The following is a 13430-nucleotide window of genomic DNA, read 5'->3' as shown; positions in this document are numbered from 1 at the left end:
GTGCATGAAAAAGCCGCTCCTGGCCGGGCCGTGGAAAGCGGGCCGGGAGCGGCTGTTCGGCCTGACGGCCGTGGCGCACCACCAGGCCCCCGCACCGGATGCCGGTGGGCGGGGCTGGTGGCGACCATGCGGGGTCAGGACGTGATGCGGTCCGGACCGCCGGTCAGCGGACCGCGTGCTGCTTGAGCGCGACGGCGATCTGACCGGCGCGGTCCGTGGCGATGGACCCGCCCTCGGTCCGGACCGCAGCGGCGATGTTGGACCGGTTCAGCGGCCGGTCCTCGGACCGGAGCCGGTCCAGGGCGGTCCGTTCCAGGTCCGTGAGCGTGATGACGGTCCGGTCCGGACCGTCATCCGCCGCCCGGTCCGGAGCGTTGTCGGCGCCCTCTGCCGGACCGCTGACCGGTCCGGTCCGGTCCGTGGTTCCGGTCCGGACCGTCACACCATGCGTGGCCGGTGCGGTGTGCGCAGCGGGCACGCTCTTGGCGGTCCGGTCCGGACCGGGGCCGGTGTGCAGGTCGGCGCCCGCCCGGCCCGCCGGACCGGACTCCAGCGCAAGGGCCGGTCCGCCGGACCGGTCCGGGCGGTCCGTGGACCGGACCGGTCCGTGGACCGCGTGCCGGTCGTCCGGACCGGACCGGACCGGGTACCGGTCGTGCTGGACCGGGCGGACCGGGCCGAGGCCGTCGACCGGTCCGGGCCGGTCCATGCGGGTGAGAGTAAGGACCGTGGGGATGGCGGCCGGACCGTGATCGTCGGTCCCGATGCGGGGGACGACGACACGGTGCAGGGCCCGTCCGGTCCGGACCGCCCGGCGGTCCGCGAGTTGCGCACCGGCCGCGATCCAGGCCCGGTCCAGCGTGGTCAGGCGCGCGTCGGTGATCGCGAGGGACCACGCGGTGAAGCTGTGGACCGGGTAGCGGACCCAGCGGACCATGCCGATCGAGGGGCGGGCCTTGGCAACCTTGCCGTCCTCACGGAGCTTGCGGCGGTGGATCAGCGACGCGTACAGCTCCCACAGCACCATCCCGACAATGCTCATGGCGGCGAACGCGACGGCCTTCGGCGTGAAGTGCCAGTAGGTGATCTGCTCCGTCCATGCCTGGGCCGTCGCGTCCCACACCCGGCTGCCGGGCACCGGTTCGCCCGAGGCGTGCCAGAAGTTCATGACCGCGGCTCCGAGGGCGAAGATCCAGGTGGAGACCCGGTAGAGGGTTCCGGCGTCGCCGCCCCGGCGGGCCTGGTGGTACATCCACCCGACGAACGCCGTCGACAGCTCCCACGCGGCGGCGAACAGGATCGTGAACGGGGCCACCCAACCGAGGATGTCGTGAGCGAACCCGGCCTGCCCGGTCCACGCGACCGCCATCGGCGCGGTGATCGGGCCGATCACCATCAACCGTTCCGCGTTCACCTTGACGAACTTCTTGACCCGGTCGGTCACGGCCGGCTGCCCGGCACGGCGCGCGGCCCGCAGCTCACGGGCCTTCGCCTTCCGGCCGGCTTTCTCGTCCCGCCGTGCTGTACGGGCCTCGTGCTTGAGCCGTTTGCGTTCCAGGGCCTGTTCGGTGCGTGAGGTCGCGCGCCGCATCCGGACAGCTGCTTCTGCCAGGGCGTCATCGGCGGCCTTCAGCGTGACGGCCGCGTCTCCTTCCCTGATCCGGGCCTGAGCAAGCGCCATCTCGGCGTCCTTGAGGTCCGTGTCCCGCTTCTCTTTCGCCTTCGCCAGGAGCCGGTCGGCTTCCTCACGGGCGGTACGGGTGAGCCGCTCAGCGTCCTCGGCCGCCATCGCCCGCACCCGGGCAATGTCTTCCTGGGCGAGCTTGCGTGCACGAGCCGCGTCCGCGACCGCAGCCTCACGGTCCCGGCCGGCGTCCTCACGCAGCCGGGCGGCTTCCGCCCGCGCCTCGCGCAGCTGCTGCTCAACACCGGCCGCTGCTTCGGCCCGTACGCGCTCCGCGTCCCCGGCACCAGCCGCACGCAACCGCTCTGCCTCCTGCCCAGCCTCCTCAAAGAGATGGGCAGCGGCATCGGCGGCCTGCGTCTGCACCGTGCCAGCCTCAGCACGGGCCGCGGCCAACTCCCGCTCCGCATCAGCCCGTGCCTGCTGCAGCACCGCTTCGGCACCGGCCCTGATACCGGCCGCCTCCTCAGCCACGCGCTCCAAAAGCGCCTCGGCCTCACGCCCGGCATCACCACGGACCTGCTGCGCCCGTTCCTGGGCGCGCCACTCGATCGCGCTGCCGATCCGGTCCGCCTCGGCCCGGTGCCGAGCCGCGACCGCACGGGCAGCAGCACTCGCCTTCTTCGCGTCCAGCCGGGCTTCCTGACGGATCAGCTGCGCCTCTTCGGCCGCGTCGCGGCGGGTCCGGTCCGCGTCCGCAGCAGCTACGGTCAGCCTGCGCCCGGACTCCTCGACCACTTCGGCGAGGACCTGGCGGGCGCGGGCCTCAGCCACGGCCCGCACCTCCCGCGACTGCCGGTGCGCCTGGTCGGTCAGGCTGGCCGCATGGGCCTCGGCCGCCTCCAGGAGCCGGCGTGCCTCGTTCTGTGCGTTCTCCCGCAGGAGGTCGGCCACATCGGCGGCCCGGTCCCGGGCATCGGCAACCACCGGATCAGCGGCCGGATGCACAACCTTCAGCGCGACAACCATGTCGTGGGGCGCTGCGGCCGGTACGGGAACGGCGCTGGTCTTCGGCCTGGTCTTGGTGGTGGTCTTACGGGTTTTGGCCTGCGGCTTGCGCCGGGCCGGGGACTTCGAGCGGGCGGTCGCCACGGCGGGGAGACTCCTTGAAGTAGTGGGGGCACCGGCCCGCCCCGCCCTGGCATGAGGAAAAGCGGGGCGAGCCGGTACAGCGAGAAAAGGGCGGCCCGATCAGCCGCGCGGCAGCTCCGGGCGCCGGGAGGCGGTGGCGGTCTGCGCGGTGAGCCAGGCGACGGCGGCCGGGGTCATGTCGTCCGCGACCGTGTCGGTGTTGAGCGGGGCGGCGTCGATGTCGCGCATCGCGTCGGCCGGCGGCAGCAGCCGCATGTACCGGGCGCGGGCCAGCTTGATCAGGCCGCCGCCGTTCAGGCGGGCGAGGGTGTAGCGGATCTCGCCGCTGGTGAAGGGGATGGTCCCATCGACCCGGCAGACGAACGTGTGGGTCGGCGCGCCCGCCCAGAACCGCTCGGGGTCGCGGTAGAGCACGAAGTCGTCGCACTTGTACGTAACCGCCGCGGTCGCGGTGGCTGCGGGGATGTTGGCGTTCAATTTGTCTCCTTCGGATCGGGTCGGGCTTGTGCCCGGACCGGGGCGGTGCGAAAGGCCGGCTGCCCGTAGGGCGGGCAGCCGGCCTGGAGAAGAAGCGCGGGGCGGGCCACGAAGTCGTGGTCCGTCCCGCGCCACCGTCAGTGCGGGCCGGAGGCGGTGGCGGGCTTCGCGGTGAGCCAGGCGACAGCGGCTGGGGCCGTATCGGCCATGCTCATGCCGTCAGCCCGTCGATCCAGGCAGCGGCAAGGGCGAACGGAAGGGCCGTGGGGCGCCCCTCACTTACCGATCCCGATCACCGACTGGGCGTGCCGCCGAAGGGCTTCCTCGGCCTGTCGGCGGTCCTCCTCGGCCTTGGCGGCAGCCTCGGCCGCCGCGGCCGCCGCCGCCCGCTGGTCTTCGAGGGCGCTCATGCGGCGTACCCCCTCGCCTGCTCGCTCGCCTTGAAGACGATGTCGGCGGTGGTCATGCGGAGGACCGGCTGGCGGTCGTACGCGCCGGGGACCATGTCGGCGAAGGTCCGGCGGGCGCGGCGGCCGGCCGTCCGGGCCCGGTCGTCGCCGTCGACGACGAGGCACCCGACGAGCTGGTGGAACTCGGTCTCGTCGGGCATGGGGCCGAGGTCGTTGTCCTTCTGTTCCTGGTCCTCGTACCACCCGGCACGCGGGGGAGTTGCCATAATGGTCATGCGGATCAGCTCCTTGAGCCTTGTGGGATCCGTGCTGGCCCCCGGCACATGTGGCGTCTCTAGCGCCGTGTCGGGGGCCTGCCCCGTTCCGGGGCGGCGCACAGTGGGGTTGTCCTGTAGCCCCACGCCGACACCAGCCCTTGACCGGGGCTGGGGACGACGTGCAGCACAGGACGGGGTCAGGCCGCCGTGGACCAGGTCGTGTCGGCGGTGTGGTCGGTTCGGGCCGCGGCGGTGAGCGCCAGGAGGTGCTGCCAGTCGGCCGCAGCTGCAGCGGCGAGGCGGCCGGGCTGGCGGATCTCACGGATGATGGCGAGTTCCCGTCCGGTGCGGCCGCCGCGGACCAGGCCGTCGCTCGATCGGTCGCCGGTGCCGTCCCGCAGCGCGAGCTCCTCGCACGCCGCCCGGACCGGGCACCTGGCGCAGACCTGCCGGGCGGCCGCCTGCCGCGCCGCCCAAGTCGCGGGCGGTGCACTGGGGTTGCGGTCGAACAGGTCCCGGTATCGGTCCTGGTCGCAGCGGACGCTGGTGTCGAGGGCGGCCTGGAGCACCGGCCGACGGGCGCGGCGGGCGGCGGTGGGGGAGAGCAGGTTGAGCGTCACGGTGGGTCCTCCATCGACGAGTATGGGAAGCGGGAAGAGTGATGAACCCCCAGGCCAGGAGGCTTGGGGGTTCGGATCGTTGGGCTGTTTGAGCGGGCGGCCGGGCTACCGGTTGCCCTGCTTCTTGGCCTGCTTCAGCTGGTGCTCGAGCAGCGTGATCGCACTCTCCAGATCGGCGCGCTCCCACGGGTTCAACTTCGGGCTCAGTTGCTTGAGCTGCGCCTTCAGGGCGTCGTGGACACGCTGCACGTCGGCCCGGTGCACGCGCGGGAGAACCTTCCGCGACAACTGCCGATGCGTGCGGGTCTGGTCCTGCTGCGTGGCGCGCTGCTGCTCGGCGGCGCGGCGGTCGCGGAGTGCCTGCTGCTCGCGGGAGAGTACGGCGGTGGCCTCGAACTCGCGGAGCCAGAGCTCAAGTTCGCGGGCCGTGCCGCACCGGCCGCCGGCCCCGCACGTCGTGCACGTGGCGCGGTGCGCGGCGACCGTGCGGCGGGCCCGGTCCAGCAGCGGGAGCAGCCGGGCCCCGACGGGGGCGACCTGCTGCTCGCGGGCGGCGGCGAGCTTGTGCACGGGCGCCGGGACGGTCGTGGACTTGGGCTTGGGGAGCACCTTGGTCGCGCGGCGGGACCTGGTGGTCGGGGCCGCCTCGACCATGTCGGCGCGCCAAACGCCGACGGCACTGGTGGAGATGGTGACCCGGCGGTTGGTGCTGGGGCAGCGGCGCGGATCGGCGCTGCGGTAGCGCTTGGTGTGGTGGGGGACCAGCTTCGGCGTGCTGCGCATCCCAGTGATCGGGCACCAGGTCTCGCAGTCGGGGCAGACCAGGTGTTCCGCGCCCGGGGTCAGGTCGATGTGGGTGACCTTGAGGTCGGAGGCGACGATCGGCGGGAGGGTGCTGACGTTCCGTGTGCGGGTCTTGCGGCGGCGCTTGCGGGCCTCGGGCTGTGCAAGGGGAGTGGTCATCAGGGGCTCCTCGTATCGGGGGAGAAGAGGTGCGTCGCGGTGGGCTCTCCGACCGCCAGGCGCACGGCGGAGGCCGGCAGTCCTGGAGGACGGACAACGCATCAGCGGTGCGATGCGATGTGCACGGGAGCGCTCGGTCAGGGAACCGATCCGGGGGATTTGGTGGCGCTATCACCCCGGCCCTCCCCCTCTTCGGGGCAAGGGCTCCTGCGGTGGTGCGGTCGTGCGGTGCAGGAGCCGAGGTTCCGACTCCGACGGTCTTGCAGTGGTGCTCACTCGGTGCTCCCGGAGGATCACCGACGGGCCCCACTTGCATCAGGTTGCATCAGGTAACCTCAGGTGTCAAGCGGTATAGTGAGGCACCCAGAGGTAATTCGAAGGAGGCGAAGGCACATGGCAGGGCCCCGAGCCGACAATCGGCCGCCGTACGCGCGCATCGCGGGCCACTACCGCGACATGATCAGTTCTGGGGAGCTCTCGCCGGGCGATCTCCTGCCCAGCATCAAGATGCTGGCGACCAAGTGGAGGGTCAGCACAGCTACCGCCGACCGGGCCATGCGTCTGCTGCGCGAAGAGAAGCTCGTGCAGGGCATCCCGGGCGTCGGTACCGAGGTGATGGCACACCCCATCTCGCTGTCCTCCGGGGCGGAGCGCCACGACCGCAGCAGCAAGACGCAGTCGTCGTGGGGTGTCGGTGAGAAGTCGTCCGGCCACACCGCCGGCATAGTCGAGGCTCCCGAAGACGTCGCTCACGTGCTGGGCATTTCGCCTGGTGACGACGTGATTCGCCGCAGCCGTGTCTACCGGGACGGCCATGGCATCGTCTCCCACTCAACCTCGTGGATCCCGGCCGAATTCGCCCAGGCCGTACCCGAGTTGGCGTGGAGCGAGCGACTCGAGGGCGGGTTGTCGCTCGACTTGATCGCTCGCGCTACGGGGCGGCACGTCGTAAAGCGCGTGGATGAGGAGACGGCTCGCATCGCAACCGACCACGACCTCAAACTCCTGGAGCTGGAGGCCGACACCGTCGCGGCGATCCTTGTGCTGACCGCACGCTTCCTGGATGGCGACGACGAACTGCTTGAGTACGGCGTGGACTTGGGCGCCCCGGGCCGCACCCGTCGCACGACGACAGAGGTGCAGCGGTGACCACATACGACGCCGCCGTACTGGACGACACGCTCGTCTCTTGCCTCGAAGCCCGCCTCAGCCAGCTCCTTCGAGCCAAGCACACCGACACCCTCACGCTGGAAGGACGATTCGAGATCACGCGTATCGCCGCCGCTTTGTCCGGCCGACTGGGCCCCGCGCCTCGCGCGATCCTCATGTCCGGTCTCCAGGGCTCTGGCAAGACAACCCTCGCCCACGCCCTGGAGGAGGCCGGGTTCCGGCGCCTGTGCCCTGATGAGGAGATGTTCCGCCGTTACGGCCACTACGGCAGGGACTTTCCCCGCGGGCAGTTCAGGGTCCGGGAGGCGCCTGTACTCAAGGACATCGCCCTTGAGCTTCAGGAACTCCTGACGGCCGGGCACGACACTGTGGTCGACCATGGCTTCTGGACTCCGGAAGAGCGGGTTCAATGGGCAGCGACTGTGATGGAGGCCGGCGGCGAGCCCGTTCTCATCTACTTGCCTGTGCCGCATGAGGTGCGCTGGGACCGGATCCAGAAGCGCAACGAGCAATCGCTGGTCGATGCGAACAGCATCGAGTTCAGCGAGGAGGACTTGCTCAGGCACGCCGGCCGCTTCTGCCCGCCGGCCGATGATGAGCCGCACATCGTGTACGACGGTCACCCGGAGAGCGTGCTGGCCGCACTCCACTGCACCCGCCGACCGCGTTGAGCTGACATACGACGATCTGCCGCTTGAATGACCGAGTTGCGGCATCTTCGACTGAATCACGGGCCCACCTTCCTTCGATCGGACGTGCGAACTAGGTGATCACCAGGGTGGGATGAGGGAGCATGACCACACGAGGTCCGGCGGCGGACCGGTCCAGGACCGGTTCCGGACATGAAGCGGACCGCTACCGGACCAGAGCCCTTGCTCTGCTGACTTGGTGTCGCTCGCGACTGACACTGAGAACGCAGAGCACGATTTCGTGACTCTGGGGAGGACCGGTGGCCGGCAGCGCCAGTCAAGGAGATCCGCGGACGAGACTGGAGTACCTGCTGCGGCAGCAGCCGCGCACGTACGACGAGATCGTCGGGGACTTCGGGCAGCTCGCTACGAGGCTGGGGGAGAACGTCACCCTCAGCACCCGGCACCTGCGCCGGCTGGCCAGCGGAGAGCGGGCCAGCACCACCCCAGTCATGCGCCGTGTCCTGCAAAGCATGTTCGGCATGCCGCTGGAAGAGCTCCTCGCCCCTTGGGCGGGCGCCATACCGGCGGTTGACGAACCCACCGGGCTGATCCTGGCGACAGGGAGGCCCACTGCGGACAGGGAGCTGATCGAGATGGCTGCACAACGAGCCCGGAGCTTCGCCTTCACGGCAGGTCAGACCAACCTCACGACCGACGTGATGGAACAGGTCCACGCGGACGTCCAGAATCTGGCAACGGACTATCCACAGCGACCGCTTTCGGAGCTGCTGCCGGACCTCATCACGACCCAGGACACCATCTACACGCTGCTGGAACAGCAGCGCCGCCCCTCGCAGGCCCGGGAGCTGTACTTCCTCGCCGGGGTAGCGGGCGGCCTGCTCGCGAAGGCCAGTCACGACCTCGCGGACCCGCATGCGGCGCTCACTCAGGCTCGAACCGCGTTCGTGTGCGCGGACCAGGCTGATCACAACGGGCTGCGGTCCTGGATCCGCGGAATCCAGTCGCTGGTCTCGTACTGGGCCGGCCGGACCAGGGAGTCGGTCCGCTACGCCCAGTCCGGCGCCGAGTTCGCCGCGGTCAACACCTCGAGCGTCTGGCTGCCCATGAACGAGGCCCGGGCCCACGCGGCGCTCGGCAACGCGAATGCGACCCGAGCGGCCATCGAACGCGCTGAGCGCGCCTGGGACCTCGTCCAGGAGGACGAGGTCGACGAGCTCGGCGGCCTGTGCCTCTTCGGCCGAACCCGGCAGATCTACTACGCGGCCGAGGCCCTGTCCTGGCTACCCTCACAGAGCAGCATCGCGAACGACTACGCGACCCGCGCCGTCGCGGCCTACGAGGACAGCAGCTCTCCCGAGTGGGCCTTCGGCGACCAGGCGGGCGCGCACAGCGCGCTCGCCATCACGCGCATTCAGATGGGCGAACTGGAGGGCGCCACCGAGGCCGTGGCGCCGGTCCTCGACCTCGCTCCCGAGCAGCGCATCAACGGGATCGTGAACGCGACCCAGCGCGTGCACCGCGCTCTGCGCGACTCCCCGCTTGCCGAGGACGCGTCGAGCCTGCAGGAGCAGATCGAGGCGTTCACCCGTACCCAGCTCAAGTCGCTGCCCCGCTAGGAGCCCTCCGTTGACGTACCCGATCCGTATCGCCGGCGAACAGGTCGCGCTCCGGGAGTTCGCTCCGACGGACGTAGACGACGTCCTGAGCATCATCGGCGACGACAAGGTCACTAGCTGGCTGAGCTTCGACAGCCGCTCCCGGGCCGAAGCCGTCGCCATGGTCGACGGCGCGGTCGCCCGCGCCCAGGAGGAACCCCGCACCGAGTACTACCTGGCCGTGACGCCCAAGAGGGAGGACCGCGTCGTCGGCTTCGCCCGGATCGCGTTCGCAGGCGTCAAGGCCGGCAAGCTCGGCTACGCGATCGCCGCGCAGGAGTGGGGTCGCGGGTACGCCACGGATGCGGCCCGCTGCCTGATTTCGTACGCGTTCGCCGAGCTCGGGCTGCACCGCGTCAGCGCAGCCATCGGCCCGTCGAACCTGGCCTCGATCGCCCTTGTCGAAAAACTCGGCTTCCAGAAGGAGGGCGTCCTCCGCGACCACGTGCACACCAACGGTGGATGGCGGGACAGCGTGCTGTACTCCGTGCTGGAGGACGAGTGGCGGCCGTAGCCTCAGGGCTCTGACTCGAGGGTTCTTGACGACCAGTCGGGACCGCCTTCCCGCCAGGCGGGAAGGCGAACTCGATTGCTGCCCGCCACGCGGGACGGCGCCGCTTCCCTAGCGGAACCCTCTCGCGCTGGTCCTCGAAATCTGTTCAGGTTCAAGGGCACTACAGGCCCCACCTGCACGTTTCCACGCCAGAATCAGAAAGATCAACATCCGGGGGAGGTACTCGCCAGTTGGACGCCTGCGATGTCGTCCATAAGAACACGCGCATCGACGGTGTCGAAGATCGCCACGGTGGGGTATCTTTCAGGGCATCAGCCTTGGATGGGGGAGGTCTCTCAATGTCGAAGTCGGATCTGAGCGAGGCAGTTGACGCCCTGGTCGACCGCGCGCCGGACCTCCCCATCCCTGCCGTACGGCGGCAACTGCGCCTCGCCGACGGACTGACGCAGCGCCAGCTGGCCGATGCCCTCCAGGTGAAGCCGCTAACGATCCTGCGCTGGGAGTCCGGGCAAACCGACCCGCGGAGGCCCTGGCGGGACGCATACGCCCAACTACTCCAGCGGCTCGCCGAGAAGTACCCCGACGCTGCGCAGGTATCCGATGACGGCTGATCCGACCAGGCTTCGCCAGATTTCGGATAGCCGACGCCGCCTTCGAGAGTCGAGGGGAGTCGGGATGACCTAAGGCCATCGGCCGCGCGCGCCAAATGAGGACTCGCAATCCTCTGGCCTCGCGCGGCCCGTCTACCGCCTGGATTAGCCACCAGAGCGGTCCGCTCAGATCCCGGTTCCAGCCGGTCCTGAGCCGCGGCTTATCAAGCCGCTCATTTCCAATTCGGCCCCTCATCAGGGCCATGCAACACCCGCGGGCCCCTGCCAGGGGGCTTCGCGGTTCGTCTCGGCGGCCCTGCCAGGGGCTTCCGAGACACCAGCGCCAAAACCGTCAACGGAAAGGAGATCCGCCTCTGGCCTTCGCCCTGTCGCCCGCTCCTCACGGAGGGGGCCCCACCCGCGTCCGCAGTTCCGGAACAGCAGGAGGTTCTTCGCCATGGTGCACCAAGTCGGTGTCCCTTGTCAGCTTGACCTTGTCCGATTCAGCCTGATTCGAGCGTTCGAAGTGTCCCGTCACACGGGATGCGTCGCCCACTATCAGACGCTTTGCCGCGTTACGCCGGAAATCGATTTTCCGGTAGAACGGCTTCCTGTCCGGCCCTCGGGAGCCGTCAACATTCGTGCCCGCCGCTTCCTGTGGGCGGGAGCGCCACGGGTGTTCGGGGCTGGCCGGTCTCTGTCTACAGGTGACCTGGTCCAGGGTGCCGGGATGGATATGGATCACGTCCTGATTCGGGTGGGCCGGTGAGTGCCGTGGCGGCGTCGGCCGCCGTGGTGGAGCACCAGTTGTCGGAGGTCGTCGACAAGTCCGTCGACGGGGCTGTGGCCGGGTTGCCGCGTTCCGGTCGGCAGCAGTCGGCGCCGGTGCGGGTGCGGGTGCGGACGCAGCGGGTGCGGGTGCCGATGCGTTTGGTGTGGTCGCCGTTCTACGCGGATGTGGCGCTGACGGCGTACGTGAAGGTGAAGGCGCTGGCCTCGCGACCGGAGGGATGCCAGGCGAAGGCGGCGACGATCGCCTCGTACCTGGGGCTGTCGGTGGCGTCGGTGGAGCGCGGGATGACGCGGCTGCGTCGTCCGGGACCGGATGGTGTGGTTGAGCTGCGCTCGCGGCGCCGGACGCATTCGGGCGGGACGGGCGAGTCCGCGGTGCGGACGGTGCGGCCGATGAACCCGGCGGAGGCGTTCGTGTGGGTGCCGGTGGCGGCCGCGGAGGACCTCACGCCCCGGCAGCTGCGGGCGTACGCGCTCATCGCCTATGCGCAGGCGCGGGGGATCGCGCTGACCGAGGCGGAGCTGGCGTCCGGTCTGCGGCACTACTCGGGCAAGAAGGCCGGCCAGGCGCTGACGGTGACGGCGGCGTCGGCGGTCGTGGACGAGGTGGAGGCGGTCCGGTGGGTGACCGTGCAGCGGCGTGTTGGGGCGCAGGGCCGGAATCTGTACATCGCGCACGACATCGCCCCGGAGGCCCGCCCGGCTGGTGCCTGCCCGGTGGCCGGTGGGTCCCCGGAGATTGCTGTGGACAGTGGTTCTGAGGGGGCGTCCAGTTCCCAAGTTGGTGAGGGATCGGGTTCCCCGGTTGATGAGGGATCCCTCGCGTATAAGGAATCACCTAGGACTGACTCACCTGATGACGAGGGCGCGCTTTCCTCACCCGCCGTAGGCGAGGTACCGGTAGGTAAGGGCGCTGGGCCTGTGGAAAACCCGGTCGGCGGCGAGCCGACGCGCACGGCCGCTGGCAGTGGTCTCGCGCTTCGCGCGGATGGAAAGACGTCCTCCTCCTCGAAGCCGAAGACCGAAAAGCGCAGCAGCAGCGGCGGGGGGTCGGCGCGGTCGGCGTACACCGGACCGCAGCTGACCATGAAGCCGGAGATCTACGCGGTGCTGGAGCCGGTGCACTGGCTGCTGGAGCAGCTGAACAACCCGTTCGTGGAGCGGAAGATCGCCCGGGAGGTCGGCCGCCAGCTGGCAGGCGGGATGGACGCGGAGCGGCTGCACCACCGGCTGACCGCCCGGTTCGCCAAGGTGATGGCCTCGGAGATCCGTGACCCGGGTGGGTGGCTGCTCGGGGTGGCGCTGCCGCGCTGGGGCTGCGGGCACCTGGACTGCGAGTCCGGCGTGCGCTGGTCGAACGGCCAGCGGTGCGCGGTGTGCGAGGAAGTCGTCGCCGACAAGTTCGCCGCCCGGCAGCGAGCCCAGCGCATCGCCCAGGGCTTGTGCCCCGTGCACGGCACCCGCCCCGGCCCCTCGGGGCACTGCGCCGACTGCGAGCTGGACGACGCGATCGACCGGCCCGCCCCCATCCCGGTGCAGCGCGTGCCGGAGGGCCCGACGCGCGGTGTCTGCGGTGTCTGCGGCGTGCGGATCATGCTGACGGGCCCCGCCCTTGGCGACGGCCTGTGCAAGCCGTGCCGCGAGGGGAGCGCCGCCCTGGCGGCCAGCGACGCCCCCGCGCTCCCGATGGCGGCGGCAGCGGCCGAGCAGCCGATCTGCTCGGGCCAGGACGGAGCCGTGCCGTGCACCCGCGAGACCCTGCCGACCCGCAGAGTGTGCCTGCGTCACCGGGTCCAGGAGCTCGCCGGAGAGGTGGCGTGATGACCGGGACCCCGCAGCTCAGCGGCGTCGACCTCGCCCGCCAGGCCCTGGTCGCCGCCCGGGAGGCGGCGAAGAAGAACGGCGCCGTCTGCAAGAAGCCGAAGCGGCGGACCGGGCCGGTGATACGGCGGGACGGCCGTGACCCGCTCGCCCTCGGCACGGCGATCGGCATGATGATGACCGAGCGCGGCATGGCCGCCCCGGCCGCCGGCGGCAGCGTCCTCGCCCAGTGGGAGGCCATCCTTGCCGCGGCTGCGCCCGAGCTTGCTGGTCACGTCCAGGCTGTGGGGTTCGACGCGGACACCGGCCGCCTTGCGTTGCGATCCTCGGCCGCGCCGAAGGGCGACCGCCACGGCGGCCGGTAGCGTCCGGCGGATGAGCGAGACGACGTTGCGATCCTCGGTCGCCCCCAAGGGCGACCGCCACCCGCCACACGCAGACGACACGGCCGGGCCGGTACTCGTTGCGATCCTCGGTCGCCCCGAAGGGCGACCGCCACCCCCGCTGCGTACGCGACCTTGTGTCCGCCGTGGTGCCAGTTGCGACCTTCGGCCATCCCGAAGGATGACCGCCACACATCAGCTCCAGGTGATCGGTGGTAACGACCAGGAGTTGCGACCCTCGGCCGCGCGGTCGCCACTCGGGACGCTGCTCGCCACGAATGGGACGTCCCAGTCGAGGTTGCGATCCTCGGCCGTCCCGAAGGGCGGCCGCCACCCGGGTCGAGGTCCG

At 70.6% G+C, this 13430-nt stretch carries 13 protein-coding genes; 7 read left to right on the top strand and 6 right to left on the bottom strand.

The features are described 5' to 3' along the window. Positions 1-163: 163 nt before the first annotated feature. The 6 genes from ACZ7IB_RS36930 to ACZ7IB_RS36905 form a co-directional block, all read right to left on the bottom strand. A complete protein-coding gene (locus tag ACZ7IB_RS36930) occupies positions 164-2776 on the bottom strand; it encodes a hypothetical protein (protein WP_470918745.1) in 2613 nt (870 codons plus the stop codon). A gap of 99 nt (positions 2777-2875) precedes the next feature. Further along, positions 2876-3253, bottom strand: a complete 378-nt coding sequence (locus ACZ7IB_RS36925; protein WP_470918743.1) for a hypothetical protein — start codon at positions 3251-3253, stop codon at positions 2876-2878. 275 nt (positions 3254-3528) lie between these two features. After that, a complete protein-coding gene (locus ACZ7IB_RS36920) occupies positions 3529-3663 on the bottom strand; it encodes a hypothetical protein (protein ID WP_470918741.1) in 135 nt (44 codons plus the stop codon). Next, positions 3660-3938 carry a hypothetical protein gene (locus tag ACZ7IB_RS36915; protein WP_470918739.1) on the bottom strand — a complete coding sequence of 93 codons (279 nt, stop codon included), beginning with the start codon at positions 3936-3938 and terminating at the stop codon, positions 3660-3662. The genes ACZ7IB_RS36920 and ACZ7IB_RS36915 overlap by 4 nt, the downstream gene beginning before the upstream one ends. Before the next feature lie 179 nt (positions 3939-4117). Further along, positions 4118-4540, bottom strand: a complete 423-nt coding sequence (locus ACZ7IB_RS36910; protein WP_470918737.1) for a WhiB family transcriptional regulator — start codon at positions 4538-4540, stop codon at positions 4118-4120. Between the two features lie 105 nt (positions 4541-4645). Continuing rightward, the gene (locus tag ACZ7IB_RS36905) at positions 4646-5503 is read right to left on the bottom strand and encodes a hypothetical protein (RefSeq protein ID WP_365477862.1); all 858 of its coding nucleotides are present in this window, start codon (positions 5501-5503) and stop codon (positions 4646-4648) included. 393 nt (positions 5504-5896) lie between these two features. Here ACZ7IB_RS36905 and ACZ7IB_RS36900 point away from each other — a divergent pair, with 393 nt between their 5' ends. The 7 genes from ACZ7IB_RS36900 to ACZ7IB_RS36870 all read left to right on the top strand — a co-directional run bounded on the left by ACZ7IB_RS36900 (position 5897) and on the right by ACZ7IB_RS36870 (position 13063). Then, positions 5897-6652, top strand: coding sequence for a GntR family transcriptional regulator (locus ACZ7IB_RS36900; RefSeq protein WP_470918735.1), 756 nt, complete (start codon positions 5897-5899; stop codon positions 6650-6652). Then, positions 6649-7344 carry a P-loop nucleotide/nucleoside kinase family protein gene (locus tag ACZ7IB_RS36895; protein ID WP_470918734.1) on the top strand — a complete coding sequence of 232 codons (696 nt, stop codon included), beginning with the start codon at positions 6649-6651 and terminating at the stop codon, positions 7342-7344. The genes ACZ7IB_RS36900 and ACZ7IB_RS36895 overlap by 4 nt, the downstream gene beginning before the upstream one ends. A gap of 278 nt (positions 7345-7622) precedes the next feature. After that, a complete protein-coding gene (locus ACZ7IB_RS36890; protein ID WP_470918733.1) occupies positions 7623-8942 on the top strand; it encodes a hypothetical protein in 1320 nt (439 codons plus the stop codon). A 10-nt stretch (positions 8943-8952) separates the two neighbouring features. Then, entirely contained in the window at positions 8953-9495 is a 543-nt protein-coding gene (locus tag ACZ7IB_RS36885) for a GNAT family N-acetyltransferase (RefSeq protein ID WP_470918732.1), read from the top strand. A gap of 338 nt (positions 9496-9833) precedes the next feature. Further along, a complete protein-coding gene (locus ACZ7IB_RS36880) occupies positions 9834-10106 on the top strand; it encodes a helix-turn-helix domain-containing protein (protein ID WP_470918731.1) in 273 nt (90 codons plus the stop codon). 744 nt (positions 10107-10850) lie between these two features. Next, a complete protein-coding gene (locus tag ACZ7IB_RS36875; protein WP_470918730.1) occupies positions 10851-12698 on the top strand; it encodes a hypothetical protein in 1848 nt (615 codons plus the stop codon). Next, positions 12698-13063 (top strand): DciA family protein, encoded by a 366-nt coding sequence (locus tag ACZ7IB_RS36870; protein ID WP_470918729.1) that lies wholly within the window; start codon positions 12698-12700, stop codon positions 13061-13063. The genes ACZ7IB_RS36875 and ACZ7IB_RS36870 overlap by 1 nt, the downstream gene beginning before the upstream one ends. The last annotated feature ends 367 nt before the right edge of the window (positions 13064-13430 follow it).

The sequence above is a fragment of the Streptomyces sp. NPDC037301 genome (assembly GCF_055602785.1).
The sequence above is the reverse complement of the archived record's forward strand: the minus strand, read 5'-3'. Positions and strand labels throughout refer to the sequence as shown.